The 24,347-nt window shown below is 55.2% G+C and carries 21 protein-coding genes; 16 read left to right on the top strand and 5 right to left on the bottom strand.

Annotated features, from left to right (window positions below; all coding sequences use genetic code 11):
* Nucleotides 1-14: 14 nt before the first annotated feature.
* The 12 genes from Q4G72_RS14090 to Q4G72_RS14035 all read left to right on the top strand — a co-directional run bounded on the left by Q4G72_RS14090 (nucleotide 15) and on the right by Q4G72_RS14035 (nucleotide 12,292).
* A complete protein-coding gene (locus Q4G72_RS14090; protein ID WP_303312071.1) occupies nucleotides 15-2,285 on the top strand; it encodes a sodium-translocating pyrophosphatase in 2,271 nt (756 codons plus the stop codon).
* Nucleotides 2,286-2,389: 104 nt separating this feature from the next.
* Nucleotides 2,390-2,929, top strand: coding sequence for a hypoxanthine phosphoribosyltransferase (gene hpt / locus Q4G72_RS14085; protein ID WP_303312070.1), 540 nt, complete (start codon nucleotides 2,390-2,392; stop codon nucleotides 2,927-2,929).
* A 106-nt stretch (nucleotides 2,930-3,035) separates the two neighbouring features.
* A complete protein-coding gene (locus Q4G72_RS14080) occupies nucleotides 3,036-3,659 on the top strand; it encodes an adenylate kinase (protein WP_303312069.1) in 624 nt (207 codons plus the stop codon).
* 202 nt (nucleotides 3,660-3,861) lie between these two features.
* On the top strand, nucleotides 3,862-4,857 hold the full coding sequence (gene obgE / locus Q4G72_RS14075; RefSeq protein WP_303312067.1) for a GTPase ObgE: 996 nt from the start codon (nucleotides 3,862-3,864) through the stop codon (nucleotides 4,855-4,857).
* A gap of 149 nt (nucleotides 4,858-5,006) precedes the next feature.
* The gene (locus Q4G72_RS14070) at nucleotides 5,007-5,597 is read left to right on the top strand and encodes a nucleotide exchange factor GrpE (RefSeq protein WP_303312065.1); all 591 of its coding nucleotides are present in this window, start codon (nucleotides 5,007-5,009) and stop codon (nucleotides 5,595-5,597) included.
* Between the two features lie 49 nt (nucleotides 5,598-5,646).
* A complete protein-coding gene (gene dnaJ, locus Q4G72_RS14065) occupies nucleotides 5,647-6,786 on the top strand; it encodes a molecular chaperone DnaJ (protein ID WP_303312063.1) in 1,140 nt (379 codons plus the stop codon).
* Between the two features lie 311 nt (nucleotides 6,787-7,097).
* Nucleotides 7,098-7,598 carry an RNA polymerase sigma factor gene (locus tag Q4G72_RS14060; RefSeq protein ID WP_303312062.1) on the top strand — a complete coding sequence of 167 codons (501 nt, stop codon included), beginning with the start codon at nucleotides 7,098-7,100 and terminating at the stop codon, nucleotides 7,596-7,598.
* Nucleotides 7,598-8,227 carry a hypothetical protein gene (locus Q4G72_RS14055; RefSeq protein ID WP_303312061.1) on the top strand — a complete coding sequence of 210 codons (630 nt, stop codon included), beginning with the start codon at nucleotides 7,598-7,600 and terminating at the stop codon, nucleotides 8,225-8,227. The genes Q4G72_RS14060 and Q4G72_RS14055 overlap by 1 nt, the downstream gene beginning before the upstream one ends.
* An 83-nt stretch (nucleotides 8,228-8,310) precedes the next feature.
* The gene (locus Q4G72_RS14050) at nucleotides 8,311-9,261 is read left to right on the top strand and encodes an ABC transporter ATP-binding protein (protein ID WP_303312060.1); all 951 of its coding nucleotides are present in this window, start codon (nucleotides 8,311-8,313) and stop codon (nucleotides 9,259-9,261) included.
* Between the two features lie 35 nt (nucleotides 9,262-9,296).
* Nucleotides 9,297-10,631, top strand: a complete 1,335-nt coding sequence (locus Q4G72_RS14045; protein ID WP_303312059.1) for an ABC transporter permease — start codon at nucleotides 9,297-9,299, stop codon at nucleotides 10,629-10,631.
* Nucleotides 10,632-10,738: 107 nt separating this feature from the next.
* On the top strand, nucleotides 10,739-11,614 hold the full coding sequence (locus tag Q4G72_RS14040; RefSeq protein WP_303312058.1) for a ChaN family lipoprotein: 876 nt from the start codon (nucleotides 10,739-10,741) through the stop codon (nucleotides 11,612-11,614).
* Nucleotides 11,615-11,626: 12 nt separating this feature from the next.
* Nucleotides 11,627-12,292, top strand: coding sequence for a hypothetical protein (locus Q4G72_RS14035; RefSeq protein WP_303312056.1), 666 nt, complete (start codon nucleotides 11,627-11,629; stop codon nucleotides 12,290-12,292).
* Nucleotides 12,293-12,329: 37 nt separating this feature from the next.
* Here Q4G72_RS14035 and Q4G72_RS14030 read toward each other — a convergent pair whose 3' ends face one another.
* Complete coding sequence (locus Q4G72_RS14030; protein WP_082016981.1) at nucleotides 12,330-12,677, bottom strand: HesB/IscA family protein; 348 nt, start codon at nucleotides 12,675-12,677, stop codon at nucleotides 12,330-12,332.
* 184 nt (nucleotides 12,678-12,861) lie between these two features.
* On the opposite strand from Q4G72_RS14030, the gene Q4G72_RS14025 reads away from it, so the two are divergent.
* A complete protein-coding gene (locus Q4G72_RS14025; RefSeq protein WP_303312055.1) occupies nucleotides 12,862-13,398 on the top strand; it encodes a DUF7935 family protein in 537 nt (178 codons plus the stop codon).
* 129 nt (nucleotides 13,399-13,527) lie between these two features.
* On the opposite strand, the gene bshA is transcribed toward Q4G72_RS14025, so the two are convergent.
* Both bshA and Q4G72_RS14015 read right to left on the bottom strand, forming a co-directional pair.
* The gene (bshA, locus tag Q4G72_RS14020) at nucleotides 13,528-14,664 is read right to left on the bottom strand and encodes an N-acetyl-alpha-D-glucosaminyl L-malate synthase BshA (protein ID WP_303312054.1); all 1,137 of its coding nucleotides are present in this window, start codon (nucleotides 14,662-14,664) and stop codon (nucleotides 13,528-13,530) included.
* Between the two features lie 174 nt (nucleotides 14,665-14,838).
* On the bottom strand, nucleotides 14,839-17,796 hold the full coding sequence (locus Q4G72_RS14015) for a serine hydrolase domain-containing protein (protein WP_303312053.1): 2,958 nt from the start codon (nucleotides 17,794-17,796) through the stop codon (nucleotides 14,839-14,841).
* 288 nt (nucleotides 17,797-18,084) lie between these two features.
* Here Q4G72_RS14015 and mutL point away from each other — a divergent pair, with 288 nt between their 5' ends.
* Genes mutL through Q4G72_RS14000 form a run of 3 tightly spaced genes read left to right on the top strand, consistent with a single transcriptional unit; the run spans nucleotide 18,085 to nucleotide 21,801 of the window.
* Nucleotides 18,085-20,061: a DNA mismatch repair endonuclease MutL gene (mutL, locus tag Q4G72_RS14010; RefSeq protein WP_303312052.1), complete on the top strand. Its 1,977-nt coding sequence runs from the start codon at nucleotides 18,085-18,087 to the stop codon at nucleotides 20,059-20,061.
* 29 nt (nucleotides 20,062-20,090) lie between these two features.
* Nucleotides 20,091-20,876 carry a rhomboid family intramembrane serine protease gene (locus tag Q4G72_RS14005; protein WP_303312051.1) on the top strand — a complete coding sequence of 262 codons (786 nt, stop codon included), beginning with the start codon at nucleotides 20,091-20,093 and terminating at the stop codon, nucleotides 20,874-20,876.
* A 25-nt stretch (nucleotides 20,877-20,901) separates the two neighbouring features.
* Nucleotides 20,902-21,801 (top strand): rhomboid family intramembrane serine protease, encoded by a 900-nt coding sequence (locus tag Q4G72_RS14000; RefSeq protein ID WP_303312050.1) that lies wholly within the window; start codon nucleotides 20,902-20,904, stop codon nucleotides 21,799-21,801.
* 107 nt (nucleotides 21,802-21,908) lie between these two features.
* Here Q4G72_RS14000 and mdh read toward each other — a convergent pair whose 3' ends face one another.
* On the bottom strand, nucleotides 21,909-22,850 hold the full coding sequence (mdh, locus tag Q4G72_RS13995; RefSeq protein WP_303312049.1) for a malate dehydrogenase: 942 nt from the start codon (nucleotides 22,848-22,850) through the stop codon (nucleotides 21,909-21,911).
* A 93-nt stretch (nucleotides 22,851-22,943) separates the two neighbouring features.
* On the bottom strand, nucleotides 22,944-24,275 hold the full coding sequence (tilS, locus tag Q4G72_RS13990) for a tRNA lysidine(34) synthetase TilS (protein WP_303312048.1): 1,332 nt from the start codon (nucleotides 24,273-24,275) through the stop codon (nucleotides 22,944-22,946).
* Nucleotides 24,276-24,347: the final 72 nt, after the last annotated feature.

Genomic DNA, 24,347 nt, shown 5'->3' with positions numbered 1-24,347 from the left:
CTTACCACCGCTTTATGACCCCATTTCTTTACGTAGTGCCTGGGCTGGGCATACTGGCCCTTTTGTACACGTGGTTGCGCTCCGGCTGGGTGACGCGGCAAGACCCCGGCGACGAACGAATGCGCACCATTGCCGGCTACATTGCTGATGGTGCTATTGCGTTTCTCAAAGCGGAGTACCGTGTGTTAGCTTTATTTGGGCTCATTGCCTGTGCTTTCCTTTTCTACCTGGGTTCAACGGGTGAAAAATCCAGTCCCGTTATCGTAGTAGCCTTCATCATTGGTGCCGTATTCTCGGCCCTGGCAGGGTTTATTGGGATGAAAATTGCCACCAAGGCCAACGTGCGCACCGCACAGGCTGCCCGTACCAGCCTTTCGCAGGCACTAAAGGTTTCCTTCTCCGGTGGCTCAGTTATGGGAATGGGTGTTGCTGGCTTGGCCGTACTAGGTCTGGGCTCCCTATTCATTGTATTCTACCAGATGTTTGTGGTAGGCCAAGGCGGTGCCAACGGCGTTGAGATGGAAAAGGCGCTGGAAGTACTCACCGGCTTTTCGCTAGGCGCAGAAAGCATTGCCCTGTTTGCCCGCGTAGGCGGTGGTATCTATACCAAAGCAGCCGACGTTGGTGCCGACCTGGTAGGTAAAGTAGAAGCCGGTATTCCCGAAGACGACCCGCGTAACCCGGCAACCATTGCCGATAACGTAGGTGACAACGTAGGTGACGTGGCCGGTATGGGCGCCGACTTGTTCGGCTCTTACGTAGCTACTATTCTGGCTACCATGGTGCTGGGGCGCGAGGTAATTGCCACCGGTGACCAGTTCGATGGTCTTTCCCCCATACTATTGCCCATGGCTATTGCTGGTATGGGCATTGTGGCTTCCCTCATCGGTATTCTGATGGTGCGGGTGAAGGAGGGAGGCAATGTGCAGGCGGCGCTCAACTTGGGTAACTATATATCGGTCCTCATTTCGGCCGTGGCATCCTACTTCTTGATTATGTGGATAATGCCCTCCGGTAGTCTGGTAATCCGCGGAATTACGTTTGACGCCATGGATATTTTCTATGCTGTGGTAGTCGGCCTGATAGTGGGCACGCTCATGAGCATCATCACCGAATACTACACGGCTATGGGCAAGCGTCCTGTGCTCAGCATTGTTCGGCAGAGCAGCACCGGTCACGCTACTACCGTTATCGGTGGTCTGGCGGTAGGAATGGAATCAACCGTTCTCCCTATCCTGGTTTTGGCCGCCGGTATTGTGTTAAGCTATGAAGCGGCTGGCCTGTATGGTGTAGCTATTGCTGCAGCGGGTATGATGGCTACTACGGCCATGCAGTTAGCTATTGATGCGTTCGGCCCCATAGCCGATAACGCCGGTGGTATTGCTGAAATGAGCGAGCTGCCCAAGGAAGTGCGCGAGCGGACCGATATTCTGGATGCGGTAGGTAACACAACCGCTGCCACGGGCAAAGGCTTCGCCATTGCTTCGGCTGCCCTCACCTCGCTGGCATTGTTCGCGGCCTTCATGGGCACGGCCAACATTACGTCTATTGATATCAGTAAGGCGCCCGTGCTGGCCGGCGTTTTCATCGGCGCCATGATTCCCTTCATCTTCTCTTCATTGGCTATTGCTGCCGTAGGCCGGGCCGCCATGGCTATGGTGCAGGAAGTGCGTCGTCAGTTCCGCGAGATTCCGGGTATTATGGAAGGCACAGGTCGTCCGGAGTATGAAAAATGCGTGGCTATCAGCACGCAGGCGGCTATTCGGGAAATGGTGTTGCCTGGGGCCATTGCCTTGCTCACGCCTATTGTAGTGGGCTTTGGCTGCCGGGGCATGTTCTCCAGCGCTTCTTCGCCCGAAATACTGGGCGGTTTGCTGGCCGGAGTAACCGTGAGTGGTGTACTGATGGCTATGTTCCAGAGTAATGCCGGTGGCGCCTGGGACAACGCCAAGAAGTCGTTTGAAAAAGGCGTGTTGATTGACGGAACCATGCATTATAAAGGCTCCGACGCCCACAAAGCCTCCGTAACCGGCGACACCGTCGGCGACCCATTCAAAGACACTTCCGGCCCGTCCATGAACATCCTCATCAAGTTGATGTCCATCGTATCCCTGGTTATTGCGCCCCACATTGCAGCGCCCGATGCTGCTCCGCAGCGCGGAGTAGCCATGCCAGCTCCTGCCGAACAAACCCTGGAAAGCCTCTCCAGACCCAAGGTGCAATACGCTGATATAGCGCCCGCCGCGGCAAAAGCTGTTTTCATGATGCTGCGCGAAACTCGCTAAGGCCGTGAATATTGACTAATGAAACAGCCCCTCCGGCGCGGAGGGGCTGTTTTTTTTCTGCTACCTTTGGCCTCGCTTACGCCCCAAAATCAACCCCGCGCTGGATGACGCTGTCTACTATTTCATTGCACGACAAGGAGTTTGCGCCGTATTTGTCGGCAAATGAGCTTTCGACGGCTATTCGTCTGCTGGCCCAACGCCTGAATCAGGAGTACGCTGGCCGCCAGCCGCTGTTTGTGGCAGTGCTCAATGGCTCCTTCATGTTTGCCGCCGATCTGCTGAAGGAAATTACCATCCCCTGCGAAATCACCTTTATCCGGGTGGCTTCTTATGAAGGTACTGGCAGTACCGGCCACATACAGCAAGTGCTGGGCCTGCGGGAAGAAGTACAAGGCCGCCACGTAGTGCTGCTGGAAGACATTGTAGATACCGGCAACACCATGCAGCTACTGCTGGAGCAGTTTAATAAGCAGCAGCCGGCCTCTTTGGAGGTAGCTACCCTGTTTATGAAGCCCGAATGCCTGCTTCACGAGCTGCATATCCGCTACGTAGGCATTAGTATCCCCAATGATTTCATTGTAGGCTATGGCCTGGACTATGATGGCTTGGGGCGTAACTACCCCGACGTTTATAAGGCTGTTTAACCCCAAAGGGTAGCCAAAATCTGCCGATTGCCGTACCGGGCTTTTGCCCCTGATTCAGTATCTTTCCCAACCTCCCGCATTTCTCCTTCGCGAAACGCTCCGCTCTATGCTAAATATTGTGCTGTTCGGCCCTCCCGGCGCCGGTAAAGGAACCCAAAGTCAAAAGCTGATTGCTCGCTACAACCTCGTGCATCTCTCTACCGGCGACCTGCTCCGGGCGCAGATTACGCAGGGCACCGAGCTGGGCCTGCGGGCCAAACGGCTGATGGACGAAGGCCTGCTGGTGCCCGATGAAGTGGTGATTGGCATGATTGACAGCGCCCTGCAAGCCAATAAGCAAGCTGCCGGCTTTATTTTTGACGGTTTCCCGCGCACAGTGCCCCAGGCCCAGAGCCTGGATGAGCTGCTGGCCCAGCACAACACCAACGTGTCGTGCATGGTGGCGCTGGAAGTAGCCGAAGAAGAGCTGGTAAAGCGCCTGCTGGAGCGTGGCAAAACCTCCGGCCGCCCCGATGACCAGAACGAAGAGAAAATCCGCAAGCGTGTAACTGTCTACAATACCGAAACTGCCCAGGTGGCCGGCTACTATGCCCAGCAGAATAAATTCCATGCGCTCAATGGTATTGGCGCTATCGAAGACATCTTCGGGCAGATCTGCAGAATCATTGATCAGCATCAGCCTGCCACCCCGGAAAGCAGCCGTCAAGCAACCGACGAAGTAAAAGCGTAACTTTGTAGCCGCTGCCCATTTGGGCAGTAGCAGATAACGTCTGTCATCCGGAGCGCCGCGAAGGACCTTATCCCGCCAGAATGATCCTCGTTGCGACGAGTCGTTCCCGCGGATAAGGTCCTTCGCGGCGCTCCGGATGACAGTTGTTTTTGAGTTGGCTGCCAAGTCAACCGGCAACCTTCAGTAATCAACACGCAAACCAGTGGCTTCTAATAACTTCATCGATTACGTTAAAATCAATTGTCGCTCGGGTAAGGGTGGAGCGGGCTCGCACCATTTCTTCCGCGCCAAAGGCCTGCCCAATGGTGGTCCTGATGGTGGCGACGGTGGCCGCGGTGGCCACATCATCCTGGAAGGCAGCTCCCAGCTCTGGACGCTGCTGCACTTGCAGTACCAGAAGCACCTCATTGCCCAGGCAGGCGAAGGCGGGGGCGAAAACCTGCGCTCCGGCAAGCAGGGCGACGATATCATTATTCAGGTTCCTCTGGGCACCATTGCCCGCGACGCCGAAACCGGCGAGAAAAAGGTGGAGATAACCGAAGACGGCCAGCGCGTTATCCTCACGCCCGGCGGCCGCGGTGGCCTCGGCAACGACCACTTCAAATCCGCTACTAACCAGGCCCCACAATACGCGCAGCCCGGTGAGCCTGGCATTGATGAGTGGGTCATTCTGGAGTTGAAGCTGCTAGCTGATGTGGGCCTGGTGGGTTTCCCCAATGCTGGCAAAAGCACGCTACTCTCTGTGGTATCCGCGGCTAAGCCCAAAATTGCGGACTATGCCTTCACCACATTGGTACCTAACCTGGGCGTAGTGGCTTACCGTGACTACAAATCTTTCGTGATGGCCGATATTCCCGGCATCATTGAAGGTGCGGCCGAAGGTCGGGGGCTAGGCCACCGTTTCCTGCGCCACATTGAGCGGAACGCCATTCTGCTGTTCATGATTTCCTGCGACTCACCCGACATTGCGGCCGAGTATCAGGTATTGCTCAGCGAGCTGGAGCAGTTTAATCCGGACTTGCTGGACAAGCGCCGCATGCTGGCTATTACCAAGGCAGATATGCTGGATGAGGAGCTGGAAGCTGAAATCAAAGCCACGCTGCCGACAGATATTCCCACCATTTTCATTTCCAGCCTGACCAACAAGAATATTCAGCAGCTGAAGGATATGATCTGGCAGGAACTGCACGCACAGTAAGACTTCGGCCGAATTTTCCGAACTAAAAGCCAGGTAGGTAAGGTTGTTGTGCCAAATTGACACCTGCCGGGCATTTGGCAGGTTCCTTGTGCCTGCGGCAATTGCTTATGTCCAACCGATTCAATCCATTCCGACGATTTCAAGCGAAAATGGCTGACGATAAAGTACCACACCCCGACGACCTGCAGGCTGACCAAACCACGGCTGGTGCTGCTGCCGACCACATTGCCGGCGAGTTGCCTGAAGACCCCAATGCCCCCGATCTGGGCGAAGTAGAGGGCGCGCCGAAGCAGGAAGGCTCTAAAACCGATGCGGAGCTAGCTGAGCTGAAGGACAAGTACCTGCGCATGGCCGCGGAGTTTGAAAATTACAAGCGTCGCACCTCTAAAGAGCGTACGGACCTGTTCAAGACCGCCAATCAGGAGTTGATGGTGGCGCTGCTGCCTGTGCTCGATGATTTTGACCGGGCCCGCAACTTCACCAAAGACACCGAGGATGCCAACGCTGTGCGCGAGAGCATCGACATCATTCACGGAAAACTGGCCAAGACGCTTCAGCAGAAAGGCTTGGTTTCTATGGAAGCTAAAGGCGGTGCGTTTGACCCTGATCTGCACGAGGCCATCACCCAGATTCCGGCTCCTTCCGAAGATCTGAAGGGCAAAATTGTGGATGAGATTGAGAAAGGCTACTATCTGGGCGACAAGGTTATCCGGCACGCCAAAGTAGTATTGGGCCAGTAAAAATATTGGTCATGCTCACCAAAAAGCATGACAGACGAGTAAACCAACAATGGCAACGAAGCGAGATTATTACGAGGTGTTGGGTGTGGCCAAAACCGCGGCGGGGGATGAGATAAAGAAGGCCTACCGCAAGGTGGCCATCAAATATCACCCCGATAAAAACCCCGACGACCCTACTGCCGAGGACAAGTTTAAGGAAGCCGCGGAGGCCTACGAAGTGCTGTCAGACGAGCAAAAGCGCGCCCGCTACGACCGTTTCGGCCATCAGGGTGTGGGCGGTAATGGCGGTGGCCCCAACATGGAAGACATCTTCTCCCAGTTCGGCGACATCTTCGGTGGCGGTGGCTTCGAGGGCTTCTTTGGCGGCGGAGGCCGCGGACAAGGCGGCCGGCGCGTGCGTAAGGGTTCCAACCTGCGCATCAAGCTGAAGCTGGACCTGGAAGAGGTAGCCAACGGTGTAGAGAAGAAAATCAAGGTGAAGCGCTACGTGGCGTGTGCCCCTTGCTCCGGCACCGGCGCTAAAAACGGTACCGATCTGAAGGACTGCAGCACCTGCCACGGCCAGGGCCAGGTAAAGCGTGTGGTAAATACCATGCTGGGTCAGATGGTGAGTTCTTCCACCTGCCCTACCTGTAACGGCGAAGGCAAAGTGGTAACCAGCAAGTGCGACGTGTGCCACGGTGAAGGCCGCCAGTTGCAGGAAGAAATCATTCCGATTAACATTCCGGCCGGCGTAGCCGAGGGCATGCAGCTCTCCATGAACGGCAAAGGCAACTACCCCGAGCGTGGTGGTGTACCCGGCGACCTGCTCATTCAGATTGAGGAGGAGCCGCACGAAGTACTCCGGCGCGACGGCAACAACATTATGTATGAGCAGTACATATCCTTTGTCGATGCCGCCTTGGGCGCTAACATTGAAGTGCCTACCATCGAAGGCAAAGTCAAAATTAAGGTAGATCCGGGTACCCAGCCTGGCAAGATCCTGCGCCTGCGCGGCAAAGGCATCAAGGATCTGAACGGTTATGGCCGCGGCGACCAGCTTATTCATCTGAATGTCTGGACGCCGAAAAGCGTGACCGGCGAGGAGCGCGAGCTGCTGGAGCGCCTACGGGACTCACGCAACTTCACGCCCAACCCTGGCAAGAACGATAAAGGCTTCTTTGAGAAAGTGAAGGAATACTTCCAGTAAGGGCCTGCGCTAACGGTAGAAAAGCCCGGTTTCCAGTTTGGAAGCCGGGCTTTTTTGTGTTTGTGGCTAATGGAATATTATGTCATTCTGAGCTTTGCGAAGGACCTTCTCACCAAAGAACAATTCATTGTTACGCGAGTCGTTCAGCCTTGAGAAGGTCCTTCGCAAAGCTCAGAAAGCTCAGAATGACAGATGGAGTGAGGGAGGATTTTGCTGTGAGATGACAGCGGGGTAGGGGATACTGAAAAAAATATTCCAGGAGTTGTAATGTTGAAGCAGGAGCGGCGACTTATAAGCCAAACCCTGCCGCTATGTCTGCTGATGCTTCGCCGGATTTCCTGGCTGTCCTGAACCAGTACCAACCCTTGCTGCGGCGGGTGACCCGCGTTTATGGGGCTGATGCCGACGACCAGCAGGACCTGTACCAGGAAATTGTGCTGCAGCTTTGGCGGGCCTGGCCTAGTTTTCAGGGTCGCGCCAAAGTAAGTACCTGGCTCTACCGTATTGCCCTGAATGTCGCCATTTCGGCGTTGCGGCACCGCACGCGAAGCCCCACTACCGGCCGTTTGGACGCTGTCGGGCCAGACATTGCCCTGCCGCCTGAATCAGGTCCCGATGCCGACGACCTAGCCCAGCTTTACCGGGCTATAGAACGGCTATCTGATGTAGAAAAGGCCTTTGTGCTGCTGTATCTGGAAGAGCGCACCTACGAGGAAATGGCCGATATCCTCGGCATCACCCAAAACAATGTGCGCGTGAAGATGCACCGCGTGCAGGATAAGCTCCGTCACCTTTTAACCCAACTCGCCTGATGGAACTCGATGCCTTTCGCCGGCAGTGGCAACAGCAGCCCACCGGCACTTCAGACCCTACCTTAACTCACCAAAAGCTCCAAGCTATGCTTGCCAACCAACCGGCTAGTCCCGTCAGTGAAATGCTGCGCAATGTGCAGCGGGACCAGCGTATTATTTTTTTAATTGTGATTCTGAACGTGGGTAATATCACGAATCTGAGTCGGCGACACTTGCTGGGCGGGAGCCTGGTGCTGCTGGATGTGGCCGTAGCACTGATGATTATTTTTGTCTCGTGGTACGTATTCCGGCAGCGGCAGATTATCAAACAACTCCGGCTAGGCGACGGTACCACCTACGGGCATATCCGGGAGTCTATCCGGCAAATGCGCGCCTTAATTAAGAATAAATCATACGTGGCTATTGCTTTCCTCACCACGGTGGTACTAGCCATTGCTTATGGTAAGCACAACGCCATTCTGAATGCCATACATCAAGGCACTGTAGACTGGGGCCTGACGAGTCTAGTGGTATTTGTCACCCTATTCCTTATGGCGGCGCTGCTTTATGTGGGCCAGCAACGGCAACAGCGCCGCTACGGCAAGTATCTGGATCAGCTAGAAGCCACTTTGCGGGAGTTGGAAGAATAAAATAATGGGTTGACCTATCACATGATAGACATAGTAAAAACGCTACATTAGCCCCTGAAAATCATCCACTGATCTTTTTTGCCGTGAAACCAATTCTTCAAGTTGTTGACGTGCATAAACAGTACGCCAACCATACCGCCCTCGATGGGGTAAGCCTGGAGGTGCCTGAAGGCTCCATCTTCGGTTTGCTGGGCCCTAATGGCGCGGGCAAAACCTCGCTTATCCGCATCATCACCCAGATTACCGGGGCCGATTCGGGCGAAGTCCTGTTTCGTGGCGAGCGGCTGAATCCCTCGCACATTGGCCACATTGGCTATTTGCCGGAGGAGCGGGGCCTCTACAAAAAGATGAAAGTAGGGGAGCAGCTTCTCTACCTGGCACAGCTGAAGGGTATTAAGAAGGAGGAAGCCCGGCACAAAATCAAAGGCTGGCTGGAACGCTTCGATATTAAGGGATGGGCGGATAAGAACATCGAGGACCTATCGAAGGGAATGCAGCAGAAGGTGCAGTTTATTGCTACCGTGGTGCACGACCCCACGCTGGTGATTCTGGACGAGCCATTTTCGGGCTTCGACCCTATCAATGCCAACTTGCTGAAAGACGAAATCCTGGCCATGCGGGACCGGGGTGCCAGCATCATCTTCTCCACGCACCGCATGGAATCGGTGGAGGAAATGTGCGACCATATTGCCCTGATTAACCGCTCCAAAAAAGTGCTGGATGGCCCCGTGAGCGAGGTGCGTGATGCCTACCGCACGCAAACGTATGAGGTGGAAGGCCGCGGCCGACTAATAGTGGTACACCCCGATTTCGAGGTAATTGAGCATAAGGAGCGCGAAAACGGCCACTTCTACGACTGCATCCGCATTGTGCACGGCAAGCCCAATGATTTGTTGCGCTACCTTATCGGGCCTGCCAATGTGGAGGTGCACACCTTCCGTGAGAAGGTGCCCAGCATCAACGACATTTTCATTCGTCGGGTGCGCGAAACCCACCCCGACTACGTGCCCGAATCCGATTCTATCCTGGCGTAAGCCCGATACTGACAACCCGCAACTACTACACCATCATGTCAAAAATCTGGCTTATCGTACAGCGTGAATATCTGACCCGCGTACGCAAAAAGAGTTTCATCATTATGTCCCTTATCGGGCCCTTGCTCACGGTGGGCATGTTTGCGGTGCCGGTACTGATAGCCAAAATGTCGGACAGCGGCAAAGTAGTGGCCGTGTCTGATGCCGGGGGGCTCTTCACCGAGAATTTGCCCGAAGCAAAGGACGATATCAGCTTCACGCGGGCATCGGCTGATTTAGCTACCGCCAAAGCGGAGTTCAAAAAGGCCAAATACGATGCCTTGCTGTATGTACCTAAGCTGGATGTGGCCAACCCGACCGGCTTTCAGGTGTTTTCGCGCAAGGGGCTAAGCATGTCGCTGGAAAATGACATCAACCGTGCCGTCAACAATGCCATTGAGAATCAGCGGCTGCGCGCCGCCGGCCTCGACCATAAGGTGCTGGATAATCTGAAGGCTGACGTGGACCTGCAAACCGTGAGCCTGAGCGACGACGGCGAAAAAAGCTCCAGCACCGGCATTAGCACAGCCGTGGCCTATTTCTTCGGCTTTCTGATTTACATCTTCATCTTCATTTATGGCGTGCAGATTATGCGCGGCGTGATGGAAGAAAAGACCAGCCGCATTGTAGAAGTGGTCATTTCCTCCGTGAAGCCTTTTCAGCTGATGATGGGCAAAGTGCTGGGTATTGCCGCCGTAGGCTTTACACAGTTGGCCCTGTGGGTGCTGCTCTCCATGGGCATCAGCTCGGTGATGGCCGGCTCAATCAGTCCGGATAAGGTTGTGGAAGACCGCGCCGCCCGTACCACGGCCCTGGTGCGCCCTACCACCACGCAGGATCAGGCAGCCAAGCAGGACAACGTTGCCGCTAAATTCTCGCAGGCCCTGAAAAGCGCTGATTTGAACATGCCCTTGCTGATTGCCTGCTTCCTGTTCTATTTCCTGGGCGGCTACCTGTTCTATGGTGCCTTGTTTGGGGCCATCGGCTCGGCCGTGGATAGCGAAACGGACACCCAGCAGTTTATGATGCCCGTCACCATGCCGCTGGTACTCACTTTTGTAGTGTCGCAGGCGGTATTGACTACCAATCCCAACGGCTCGGTAGCTTTCTGGATGTCCATGTTCCCCCTGACTTCGCCTATTGCTATGATGATGCGCCTGCCTTTTGGTGGTGTGCCCGCCTGGCAGCTGGGTCTGTCTATGTTGCTGCTGATTGCCGGATTTATGTTTGCTATTTGGGTAGCGGGCCGTATCTACCGGGTAGGTATTCTCATGTATGGCAAGAAGGTGAACTACCGCGAGCTGTCCCGTTGGCTGTTCTATAAAGGATAATCTAACTTATTGGTTAGCTGAAAAGCCCCGATGTAGCTGCGCTTGCAGACCTACGTCGGGGCTTTCTGTGTAGCTTCGTTAATGCCTCCACTTATCTTGTTGCCAGTATGATGTTATCCAAATTCCTGCTTCCCGCGGCACTGCTACTGGCCAGCTTCACCGCTGCCGATAAACCAGCTTACCGATTATTCACGGGTGCTGGCCGCTCGGTGCGCTACGACAAGATGCTGAAAGCACTGGCGAAGGCCGATGTGGTGCTATTTGGGGAACAGCATAACAACCCCATAGCGCATTGGCTGGAGCTACAGGTAGCCCGCGACCTGGCCCAACTCAAGCAAGGTCAGCTGGTGCTGGGCCTGGAAATGTTTGAGCGTGACGTGCAGCCGCTGGTCGAGCAGTACAACGTAGGCGAACTGGACGATAAAGCCTTCGAAGCCCAGAGCCGCCCCTGGCCCAATTACTCTACCGACTATAAGCCGCTCCTACAGCTGGCCCGGCAGCAAAAGCTGCGTGTAGTAGGCACCAACGTGCCGCGCCGCTATGCCTCCCTCGTCGCCAAAGGCGGCCTCACGGCCCTTGATACCCTGGCAACCAATGAAAAAACCTGGTTTGCGCCCTTGCCCATTACAGTAGATTTCGAGCTACCCGGTTACCAGAACATGCGCAAGATGTTTGGGGCTGATGCCGCCCACGCCAGCAGCGTACAGAACATTATTCAGGCCCAGGCGCTAAAGGATGCTACCATGGCCTACTTCATCCGCCAAAGCCGCCTGTCCGGTCAGCTGCTGCTGCACCTCAACGGCAGCTACCACTCCGATAACCACGATGGCATTGTCTGGTACCTGCGCCAGGCTGAGCCCCAGCTACGCATTATGACCATCAGCACCGTCTCGCAGGAACAGTTGAAGGATCTGGATAAAGAGAATCGGCAGAAAGCGGATTATGTGCTGGTAGTGCCGGAGGATATGACGAAGACTTATTGAGTCGATACTACTATGCATTGCCTTTATAAAGAGATATTCGAGTCTGGCCTCGGCGCTTTAGAATTGCGGGTGAATTCAAATAGCGCATTTGTGGTGGTAGAGACAGGAGCATTTTCGACTGTGCTGCTTACAGTGGGACACCGCGTAACTATTCTTAGAACACCTGTATCGGAGGCTCACCTTCCGACTAGCAGGAGCATTTCTTATGCAAAAGCGTGGTTATTCTATATTCAGAAACGCAATTCTGTGCCCGAGCAATTGACATTCAGTATGCGAATAGCCGAGCTGGGTAGTAATGTTGAAACTAGTCCTAATACAGGGGAATGGCTGACGGCAATAGAGTTTGCAAATGACTTTCACCAACTGCACATCGGTACGGAGGATGAAGACTCTTATGCCTGGGAGGCTGGTAGCGCTTGGATTCCTAAGCGGCTGGGGAAGGCCCTAAAGGAAGGGTTAATTATCACTACTATTGAAGAAGATGGGCTGACTACGCAGATTCCGGAGTTGATGGCCACCGAACAATTTTATTTTCATTACATCGTAGCCGAAAGTCCACGGCGAAAATCACTCGACTATCCCAATGAGTGGGATATAGCCACGTGGGAAGCGGTACGCCAACAGAGAAAAGTGTTGGAGGAATCTTGGAGGCAGCAAACAAAAGAGCCACCGCTATGACGGTGGCTCTTTTGTTTAATACTAAATTCCAAGCAGCTTATGCTGAGAACGAAGTGCCGCAGCCGCAGGTACTCTTGGCCTGGGGGTTGTTGAAGATGAAGCCACGGGCGTTCAAGCCATCCTGGAAGTCTACCTCCATGCCCATTACATACATGGCGTGCTTCTTATCCATGACCAGGCGTACCCCGTCCAGATCGAAGGTTTCGTCCTGTTCTTTGGGTTTATCAAAGCCCAGCAGGTAGCTCAGGCCGGAACAGCCGCCGCCCTGCACCCCTACGCGCAGGCCATATTCGGCCGGGACATTCTTCTCACGCAAAATATTTCTTACCTCTTCCAACGCGCGGGGAGTGAGGCTGATGGGAGCAAGTTTCGTGGCGGTTGCCATAGTGTGTGCAGAGTTAGACGAAAACAGTCGGCAAAGATACAAAGCCCGGCGCACTGCTGCTACTCCCGGGCTTTGGCATATAACAACAGACATAAGGCTGGGGTTCACCGTATATCTTTGCCAGCCGGGCAGCACCCCGGTACCTTAGCTTCTCTTTCTTCACTTGTTTGGCCTTCTTGCCCACATGGATACCACTACCTACGTCTTCGATCTGCTAAAAATTATCCTGCCTGCGCTAATTGTAGCCGGCGCTTTATTTTTCCTCATCAAAGAATATCTGCAAAAGGAACAGCAACGCCGCCTAATCGAGTATCGGCTGGAAACCAGCAAAACCACGCTGCCGCTACGCCTGCAAGCTTTTGAGCGCATTACCTTATTGCTGGAGCGCATTACGCCCAACAACCTGCTGGTGCGCCTGAGCAGCGCCGGCCAGACGGCGCCCGACTACCACCGCGTGCTACTGCAGGAAATCAGGGCAGAGTATGAGCACAATCTCTCGCAGCAGCTCTACATGAGCCCCGAAACCTGGGGACAGGTAAAGCAGGCAAAGGAAAACGTACTTACCATGATCAATAAGGCCTACCACGCCATGCCCACGCCCCAGCAGTCCCGCGGCACTGAGCTGGCCAAGCGCGTGCTGGAAACTCTGATTGCGGAAGAAGTAGACCCCACGGCCCAGGCCCTGTTTGCAGTGAAGCGGGAAGCCGCCCAGTTGTTCTAACTGGCTTACCGGCCACAGTATTAGTAAACTATAATTGCACTAAAAAGCCCTTGGCGTTTATAAACGTCAAGGGCTTTTTAGTGGAACGATCAGCAGCAGGAGAGTTCTAGCTGCTATCGGCGCCTTGTATTACATAACAGCCATTTGCGTAGCAATAGCGCGCTGGTAGCAGTCTTCGTAGCGAGGAAGGATTTTATCTACCGCAAACTCCTCGGCCCGGGCGCGGGCGGCATCTTTAAAGCGTGGCAGGTTCTCTTCCTGTAGGACATACAGGGCATTTTTAACCATATCAGCCACGTCGCCGATTTCGCTGAGCATACCTGTTACGCCGTGCACATTTAGCTCGGGAATGCCGCCGGCATTGGTGCTGATAACAGGCACTTCGCAGGCCATGGCTTCCAGCGCCGCCAGACCAAAGCTTTCCTTCTCTGAAGGCATCAGGAACAGATCGGAAATGCTGAGCACCTCTTCCACGGCCTCCAGTTTGCCCAGGAAGCGGATATCATTGCAATAACCGGTTTCGCGGCAGAGCTTTTCTATGCGGGGGCGGTCGGGGCCGTCGCCTACCAGCAGGAGCTTAGCGGGTATTTCCTTACGCACACCGGCAAAAATCCGCACTACATCTTCCACACGCTTCACTTCCCGGAAGTTAGAGGTGTGGATCAGTAGCTTTTCGCCTTCAGGCGCAATAGCTGCCCGGAAATGCTCTTTCTTCTGCTTTTGGAAGCGCTCCAGGTTAATGAAGTTGGGAATTACCTCAATGTCCTTCTCAATGGCAAAGTACTCGTAGGTTTCCTTGCGCAAATCAGCGGATACGGCCGTAACCCCATCGGATTGATTGATGCTGAAGGTAACAACTGGCTCATAGCTGGCATCTTTACCCACCAGCGTAATATCGGTGCCGTGCAGGGTAGTGACTACCGGAATCCGAATGCCGCGCGTGAGCAGAATCTGCTTGGCCATGTAGGCCGCCGAGGCGTGCGGAATGGCATAGTGCACATGTAGCACATCCAGCTTTTCGTTCTGCACAATATCTACCATTTTGGAGGCCAGCGCCAGCTCGTAAGGCGGAAACTGGAACAACGGGTATGGCGGAATGTATACCTCGTGATAGAAAAGGTTTTCGTTGAAGAAATCGAGGCGGACAGGCTGGCTGTAGGTGATAAAGTGCACGTGGTGCCCTTTCAGCGCCAGCGCCTTACCAAGTTCAGTAGCTACAACGCCTGAGCCGCCGAAAGTAGGATAGCAAACAATTCCGATGTTCATGGGTGGGAAAGCAGACAGGCATGCACCTGTGGGAAAGTTAGATAAGTGCTGGAGCCTATAACGGGCCTTGGGAGATAAGCGGAAGACTTGCCATAAAAAAATGGCGGTGGGTCATTCTAAGAATGTCCCACCGCCATCAGGCAGTTCAGGAAGAACGGATGATCAAACAACAGGTCATGTCTTGATTAAAGACTTGTAAATGACTTCATGGATGCGTGAGCGGATATTGAATTGCACCAGCTTGTTATTGCCGGCATCCGGATACACCCGATTGGAAAGAAAGATATACATGATTTTGTTTTCGGGATCCATCCAAACGCAGGTGCCCGTGAAGCCGGTATGGCCAAACGTGCTTACTGGTGAGAGGTTGGAAGTAGGCCCATGCGGCTTGCTCGGGTCGCCATGGTCCCAGCCCAACCCGCGCCGGCTGCCAGCCTCGGTAGAGCGGGCAAACTCTGCTACCACGGGGTTCTGGAAGTAGCGCTGCCCGCCATAGCGGCCGTTCTGCAGGTTCATCTGCATGAGAATGGCCAAATCGTTGGCGTTGGAAAACAGCCCGGCATGTCCGCTGACGCCCCCAATCATAGCCGCTGCCTGGTCGTGCACGGTGCCCTGAAGCTGCGTGCGACGGTAATAGGTGTCGTTTTCTGTGGGGGCAATGCAGGACTTAGGGAAACGCTCCAGCGGGTGATACGTCATGGTATTCAGACCCAGAGAATTGTAGAAATTCTCCTGCAGGAATTTTTCAAGGGGCTGACCCAGGAGCTTTTCGCTCAGGCGTTTCAGCACAATAAAGCTCAGGTCGCTGTATTCTGACGGGTATTTGCCTTTCACTTTGGGCAGCAGGCCGGAGCGTACCGTCCAGACCCACATGGAGTCTTCGGCCGATTTCAGGCTATACGTGCCCGGTACTACCTCTAGGGGAAAGTCCTCCGTTTTGGTGCTGGCGTAAAAGGTTGATTTCAACCCACCGCTCCGGGTAACGGTACGCTCCCAGAAGGGGATGCCCGGCTTCAGCCCTGCCTGATGCAACAGTACATCCCGCACCACCATATCCTTCTTGTTGGAAGTGCGCAGCTCGGGCAGATAGTCCGCAAGCTTGGCGTCCAGGTTCAGTTTGCCCTGGTCTTTCAGGTACATAATGGCCTGCAATGTGCCAGCCACTTTGGTTACGGAAGCCAGGTCGTAGAGAGTACTGTTGGTTACCGGGTTCGACTTGTCGTAGGTGGTATAGCCGTAGCTTTTGTCAAATACTACTACGCCATCCTTGGCTACCAGCACTTGGCAGCCGGGAGCAGCGGCATATGCCACGGTTTCCAGCGCAATGTTGTCTATCTGGGCCAGTACTTTTGAATCCAGCCCTACACTTTCGGGGGTACCGTAGCGCAGACGGCGGAAATCGGGAGTAGGCAGACCAGCACCGGCTTTCAATTTTTCCGAGACTGTGACGGGCAGCTGACCTTTGGCCGGTAAGGCACCAAACAGCACCTGGGGCACCACGTTCTGGGAAGTTGGGTTGTCCTCGTAGCCACATACCAACGTACGGGCTTCTTCCAGATATTTCAATGCATAAGCATTGCCCATGGCCACTACCACTATTTTCTGCCGCGGGTTGGCCTGCAGGCGCTGAATAAAGCGCAGCGTACCATCCCCAATGCCATAATTGTGGGCAGGGGTATTATTCATGTTGTGCAGGCTCACTACTACGGTGTTGTAGGGAGTGAGCCGTTCCACCAGCCGGTCGAACGTAGAGTCCGGGGCATAGCGGTTGGGCACAGAGTAAGTTGCGCAGGGCATATAATTCGCCATGGTCTGCGCAAAGATGTTGCCGGTAGGCGCACCAATGGTAATGGACGCCATCCGCAACGTATCCAGGCGGTGAAAGGGGAGGATATCCTCCGTGTTTTTCACCACCGTAATGGCATGCTCGTAAATCTGCTGCTGCACCGCGCGGCTTAGCGGGCGGTTGAGGTTTTCCGTCAGGCGGGCCAGATCCACCGGCTTGTAGCGGTTAAGGCCGGCCCAGTACTTGGCGCGCAGGATCTTCCGTACCCGGTAATCAATGTCCTCCTGCGAAATCCGGTTGGCGGCCACCATCTCCTTAATCTTGCGAATAGCCACCGGCACATCCTCCGAAAACAGCAGCACGTCGTTGCCGGCTATCAGGGCCAACGCATCTAACTCACCGGGCTTATAGAGGTTCGATACGCTCTTCATATTAAGCGCATCGGTGAAAACGAGGCCTTTATACCCCATCTTCTCTTTCAGCAGCCCCGTTACCAGGTTGCGGGAGAGAGTAGTAGACTGGGTACGTACCGTATCAAACAGCGGCATGTACAGGTGGGCCACCATTACGCCCATCACGCCCGCCTCAAAAGATTTCTGAAAAGGGTAGAGGTCTACATTAGACAGGCGGGCCATATCCGTATTGATAACGGGCAGGGCCAGATGCGAGTCCGTATCGGTGTCGCCGTGGCCGGGGAAATGCTTGGCAACGGCAATAACGCCGTAATCCTGCAGGCCCCGGATATAGGATACGCTCCGCTTGGATACTTCCTCCTTGTTCTCGCCGAAGGAGCGGTTACCAATTACTGGGTTGTTGGGGTTGGAGTTAACATCCACTACGGGTGAGAAGCTCACGTGCACGCCCATCGTCTTGAGCTTCAGGGCAATTTCGCGGCCCATCTGGTACACGTACTGGTCGTCGTCCATAGCGCCCAGCGTCATTTGCTTGGCAAAGTGCATGGAGCTATCCAGGCGCATATCCAGGCCCCATTCGGCATCCATGGCAATCAGCATGGGTACTTTCGCCTCGGCCTGGTAACGGTTGGTAAGGGAAGCCTGACGGAGTGGGCCGCCCTGCAGGAACATAATTCCCCCGATGTGATAGTCTTTTACCAGAAAATCGATGTACTGTGTGTGTTTGCGGTCCTTATTGGAGTAGGCCGCCACCATAAACAGCTGACCCAGCCGTTCATCGGGGGTGAGCGAGGTAAACACACTATCAACCCAGGACTGCTCAGCGGCACTGCTGGGCCGGGCGCCCTTCTCAAGTGGTGCAGAAGATGAGATGATCAGACCCGTAAAGGCGATAAAAACCAGTAAAAGTCTAATCCGAAATTCCTTGAGCATCGACTCCCGTTATGACTGCGTAAAATTGAATCCGAGCGGAAATAGCCCTACTTTTGCCAGCTCTGAAAAGTTCCGTGGGGGCGAGCTGTTGCCGCATTACACGCCTGAATGCAGGCCCCTTTCCACTCACTTCTCAATGCACCGATGCGGGCATCCGACCGATGCCCCACGGGCAATTGCTGACCACAAACTTACGGATTATTTCCCGAGGCTGGACGTGTAGAATATCGTGCCAGTTGAATTTTTTTCGGATAACCCGCTCATTATCAAGTCTAGCTTTTTCCTGTTATGGCCGATATCATCCAGTTGCTGCCCGAATATTTGGCCAACCAGATAGCCGCCGGTGAGGTAGTACAGCGCCCGGCGTCCGTAGTAAAAGAACTGCTGGAAAATGCCGTGGATGCCAACGCCTCCCAAGTGCAGCTTATTGTAAAGGAAGCCGGTAAACAGCTGGTGCAGGTAGTGGATAATGGCACGGGCATGTCGGCTACGGATGCGCGCATGAGCCTGGAGCGGCACGCCACCAGCAAGATTCGCACTACCGATGATCTGTTCCGCATCCGCACCCTTGGTTTTCGGGGGGAAGCGCTGGCCTCTATTGCCGCCGTGGCCCAGGTAGAGCTGCGCACCAAGCAGCGGGAGCAGGACACTGGCACGCTGCTCCTGATTGAAGGTTCGCAGATAACCAGCCAGCAGCCCGTGGCCTGCCCCGATGGGACCAGCATCAGCGTAAAGAACCTGTTTTTTAACGTGCCGGCCCGCCGCAACTTCCTGAAGAGCAATGCGGTAGAAATGCGGCATATCCTGGATGAGTTCCAGCACGTGGCCCTGGCTAACCCGCACATTGGCTTCTCGCTTTACCAAAACGACCTGGAGGTTTTTAACCTGCCGGCCGGCAAGCTCAGCCAGCGCATTGTGGCTTTGCTGGGCAATGGCTACAAGGAGCAGCTGGCGCAGGTAGAGGAAGTAACCCCGTTTCTGGCCGTAAAGGGCTACATCGGCAAGCCGGAATCGGCTAAGAAAAGCCGGGGCGACCAGTTCTTCTTCGTCAATAACCGCTTTATCCGCTCGGCCTACCTCAACCACGCCGTGCTGACGGCCTATGAGGGTTTATTGCCCAAAGACACGCACCCGTTTTACGTGCTGTTCCTGGAGCTGGACCCCAAGGCCATTGACATTAACGTGCACCCCACCAAAACGGAAATCAAGTTTGAGGACGAGAAAACCGTGTACGCCATTGTGCGGGCGGCCGTCAAGCAAAGCCTGGGTCTGCACAACATGGCACCGTCCCTGGATTTTGATGGCAACGTGAACTTCGCGCCCATTCAGCCTTTGCGCCTGTCGCCGGACGCGAAAAATCCCTTCGATTCCAACAACGACTTCCAGCCCGACGCCCTGGCCAACGCTGCTTCGCGCGCTGCGGCACCTGGTTCCCCGGGAACTGGTCGTACCAGCAGCCAGGAGGCAACCGATGCTTACGCCCGCCAGCTGCCGCCCCGGCCTACCGAGCAGGCCAAGCGGGAGTTGGAGCAGTTTTATAAGTCATTGGGGCAAATTAGTGTGCCCGATGTAGAGCATGAGGCCACAGCTGTAGGGGTTCCGGTACCATCGGCCGCGGCTTTAGTGGAAAGCCAGCCCGAGCTATTGCCCGAGCCCTCCCCAGCACTACCGCTACCCGAACCGCCCGTTAATCCGGGAAACAAGGTGATACAGCTGCATCAGCAATACTTGCTGGTACCCGTGAAGTCGGGAATAATGCTGATTGACCAGATAGCGGCGCGGGAGCGGATTTTGTTTGAGCAGTATGCCCAGCAGCTGGAGCGCGAAAACGCCACCTCGCAAACCTTGCTCTTCCCGCGTACCATTACCTTCTCGCCCCAGGATTTTGCCGTGCTCAGCGAGCTGACGGAGGAACTGCAGGCCCTGGGTTTCCGCTATTCTGAGTTTGGCCGCTACACCATTGCGGTGGAAGGCATTCCGGCGGATGTGCCGGCCAGCGACGAGAAAGAGTTGCTGGAAGGAATTATTGAGCAGTTTCGCACCCACTCCGGCACAGTACGGCTGGACCAGCGCGAGCAGATGGCCCGCGCCATGGCTCGCCGCGTAGCCGCCAAAGCCAGCAATGCCCGCCTCTCAGAAGTGGAAATGAATGCGCTGGTTGACCGGCTCTTTGCCTGCCAGGTGCCTAACTACACGCCTGATGGCCGCCACACGCTGGTGCTGCTGGAACTTGGCCAACTCCAGGACCTTTTCCGTAAAGCCTGACATTTCACTACTCCGCTACTGCTGCGCTCATGCTCAACCTGACCCCTACGGTTCGTACGCTGCTTTTTATCAACATCGGTGTCTTCATCTTGCAGACTCAGCTAGCGAGTAAGATGAATTTTCTGGCGCTGTTTCCGGTGGAGTCAGTCTATTTCAAACCTTGGCAGTTTGTAACCTATATGTTTATGCACGGCGGTTTGGGCCATATATTCTCCAATATGTTCGGTCTGATTTCCTTTGGCCCCCTGTTGGAGCAGCGGTGGGGCGGTAATCGGTTCCTGACTTTCTGGCTGATCTGTGGCATTGGGGCTGGCGCCCTGTATTCAGGGGTACGGTATTACGAACTGAATGACATGCGGCAAGGAATTGAGCTGTTTAAGGCCGAGCCTACGGATGTGCATTTGCAGGATTTTGTGCAGAAAAACATGAAAGAGTACGAGGATGCGTTTGCGCCCGTAGTGCGGCAACTGCATGCTACTCCCAGTGACCAGCAACTGATTCAAAGCGCTACCACTTCCATGGAGAACTGGTATGACCGGGGCGTAAACTCACCCATGCTGGGCGCTTCCGGCGCATTATTCGGGATACTTTTTGCGTTTGCTTATCTGTTCCCCAACACGGAACTGATGCTGCTTTTCTTTCCTTTTCCCATCAAAGCCAAATACTTTGTCTTTTTGTATGGGTTGTATGAGCTATATAGCGGCGTATACCGCACCCCCGGCGACAACGTAGCCCATTTTGCCCACTTAGGTGGTATGCTCATCGGCTTTGTTCTGCTGATGATCTGGCAGCGCAGTCGTACCAAAATGTATTGATACCGATTCCGATTCCCACCCGTCCATGAGTATTATTCACGACATCCGAACAGCCTTTAGCCGCCGCGATAATGCGCTGAATCAGCTGTTGTTAATAAACGTGCTGGTCTTTGCGGTGCTGGTAGTGCTGGGCGCTATTCTGCACCTGAGCAGCGGCGATGCGCTGTACGCTCGCCTGGTGCGGCTGGTGGAAATTCCCTCCGACCTGCCTTCTCTGGCCTGGCGCCCCTGGACCATTATTACCTATGCTTTTGCGCACGTAGGCTTTCTACATATTCTCTTCAATATGCTTAACCTGTACTGGTTTGGTTCTCTGGTGCGCGAGTACCTTGGCGACCGAAAGCTGGTGAGCATTTATATCCTGGGTGCTCTAGCCGGGGCCCTGCTCTTTTTGCTAAGCTTTAACCTGGTGCCCGTATTGCGCGAGCAGCTGGGGATTCCTATGCTGGGTGCTTCGGCTGCCGTTACGGCCATCATTGTGGCTGCTGCTACGTTGCTACCTGATTACACCTTCAATCTGATTCTGCTGGGCCCTGTCCGCATCAAATACATTGCGGCCGTAGTGGTCCTGATTTCCCTGGCCGGCATCAACAGCAACAACCCCGGCGGCGAAATTGCCCACATTGGCGGCGCTATCCTCGGCTATCTGTACATCAAGCAGCTGCAGCGCGGCCGCGACCTGGGCCGCCCCGTGCAAGCCGTAGGCGACTGGCTGGGCAGCCTGCTCAGCGGCCGGCCCCGCCTGCGCGTGACGCACCGCAACCGCGCCGAAGAAGCTGCCACGGTAGTCGCCACCAAAAAGGCCGGGCCCCGCAAACCCGAGCAGGACGAAATAGACATCATTCTGGACAAGATTTCGCGCTCCGGCTATGAGAGCCTATCCAAGGATGAAAAGCAGAAGCTGTTCCGGGCTAGCCAGAAATAAGAATTCCAGATTTAGCTCCGGCAAAGAAAAGAATAGTTTACAGGAGCCCACAAAAGAGCCCCGCCAGAAAACTGGCGGGGCTCTTTTATTTATGGCGTTAAGCCTGCTTAAGCAGTAGCCTTGCTCATGTTGTCCAAGGCGTCCATTACCTCTTTCACGTGGCCGCGTGAGGTTTCCAGCATGGCTTTTTCTTCGTCGTTGAGCTGCAGCTCAATAACTCTCTCGATGCCGTTTTTGCCCAGGATAACCGGAGCGCCCAGGTATACACCGTTGATTCCGTATTCGCCCTGCAACTCGATGCACACGGGGAATACACGGCGCTGGTCGCGCACAATGGCTTCTACCATTTGGGCAGCTGCCGCACCAGGAGCATACCAGGCAGAAGTGCCCATCAGTTTCACCAGCTCACCGCCACCTACGGCCGTGCGCTGTACAATGGCGTCTAGCTCTTCCTTGCTGATAAGCTCGGTTACAGGGATACCGCCCACCGTGGTGTAGCGGGGCAGGGGCACCATGGTGTCGCCGTGGCCACCCATGAGGACGGCCTGAATGTCTTTGGGGCTTACGTTGAGGGCCTCAGCCAGGAACGCGCGGTAGCGTGCGGTATCCAGGATGCCGGCCATGCCAAACACCTTCTCGCGGGGCAGGCCCGAAGTGAGGTGTGCCTGGTAGGTCATCACGTCCAGCGGGTTGGAAACCACAATGATGATGGCATTGGGCGAGTATTTCACTACCTGCTCGGTTACCGTTTTCACGATGCCGGCGTTGGTCGAAATCAGGTCGTCGCGGCTCATGCCGGGCTTGCGGGGCAGGCCGGAGGTAATAACCACCACGTCGGAGTTGGCGGTGCGGCTGTAGTCGTTAGTGACGCCTACGGTGCGGGAATCGTACCCGATGATGGGCGCTTTCTGCCAGATGTCGAGGGCTTTACCTTCAGCGAAGCCTTCTTTAATGTCAACCAGAACAATTTCGTTGGCAATTTCGCGGGTGGCAAGAACATCGGCGCAGGTTGCGCCCACGTTGCCAGCCCCAACTACGGTAACTTTCATCGGGTGATGGGTTGGGTGTGAGAATTTATTCGCGGCCGTAAAGCTAAGCGAAAACGGGTTTCGGGCGGCGGGTTTTTGCGAAAGTTCGCTTGGCTACATTCGCTTCACTATTAGCACCCGCTCAGTTTCCTCGGTCACCTTAAACCGGTCATCGGGCCGGAAGCCAATAACCCAGGCAATTTTCCCGTCGCCGGAAACCAGTACCTGCACGTTGTCTTTCAGGTTGAGGGGCACTTTCTGGTCAATCAGAAAGTCGGAGAGCTTCTTCTTGCCTTTCATGCCGATGGGCATAAACCAGTCTCCTTCCTGCCAGGTACGCACAATGAGCGGAAAGTGCAGCTTGTCGGCATCCAGCGCGGCCACGGCTTTGCCCTTCGGAATCTCGAAGCCTTCCGGTACCTCCAGCATCTCCAGCCGCAGGTGCAGGCCGTCTATCTTAAGAACCTCCTGCCCGGCGGCAATCTGGTGGGTGCCAAACTTCGACAGGTTTTTGGGCGTGATAACCAGCTGTTCCCGGTCCTTCACCAGCCGGTGCGACGGAGACTCAAAGCGGCGGCCGGGCTCAGCGTTAAATGCCGCTACAATTTCCTTCACCACGGGGTAGGTAAAGCCGAAGGGGCGCAGCAGCTCCTGCAGCACCAGCGCCGTGGCGGCCGTCTTTTGCAAGGTGGCAATGTTGAGGTAAGTAGCTTCGGGCTCGGTGCGCTGGGCGTGGTGGGCAGTTTCTTCCACATAGCGCCGCAGAATTTCCTCAGCCCCGCCCACGCGCTCGGCGGTAAACTGTAGGGTTTGGTCGAGGTTGGGGTTGATGTCGCGCAGTACGGGCAGCACCTCATGGCGGAGGCGGTTGCGCTGGTACACGGGGCTGTCGTTGGAGGCGTCTTCGCGCCAGATCAGGCGCTGCTCCACCAGGTAATCGAACAGCTCCTCTTTGCCAATGGCCAGGAGCGGCCGCACGAGGTAGCCGTTTTTGGGCCGGATACCGTGCAGGCCTGCCAAGCCGGTGCCGTGCGTGAGGTTCAGGAGCATGGTTTCGGCGGCGTCGCGCTGGTGGTGGGCGGTGGCAATGTACTGGAAGCCCTGGGTCTGGCGGATCTGCTCAAACCAGGCGTAGCGCAGAGCCCGGGCGGCCATTTGGGTGGAAATACCTTCCTGCTGAGCAAACGCCTTCGTCTGGAAGAACTCCACGAAGTAGGGCACCTCGTACTTCTTGGCCAGCTTGCGCACAAACTGCTCGTCGGCGTCGGCCTCGTCGCCGCGCAGGCCGAAGTGGCAGTGCGCAATGGCGAATTGTACGCCCAGGCGGTGCAGCACATCGGCCAGCACCACGGAGTCCTGGCCGCCGCTCACAGCTACCAGCAGCTGGTCGGTAATGGGGGAGAAGAGGTTATTTTCTTCGATATACTGAAGGATGCGGTCGAGCATGGGAGGGTACTTTTACCTTTGGGAAGGCATAAATTGTATCAGAACTACAAAGATGGCCGTTAGCAGCGGGGC

Source organism: Hymenobacter sp. BT730, from assembly GCF_030542105.1.
GTDB lineage: Bacteria > Bacteroidota > Bacteroidia > Cytophagales > Hymenobacteraceae > Hymenobacter.
Note: the sequence above shows the minus strand (reverse complement) of the source record. Positions and strands in the feature narration are given on the sequence as shown.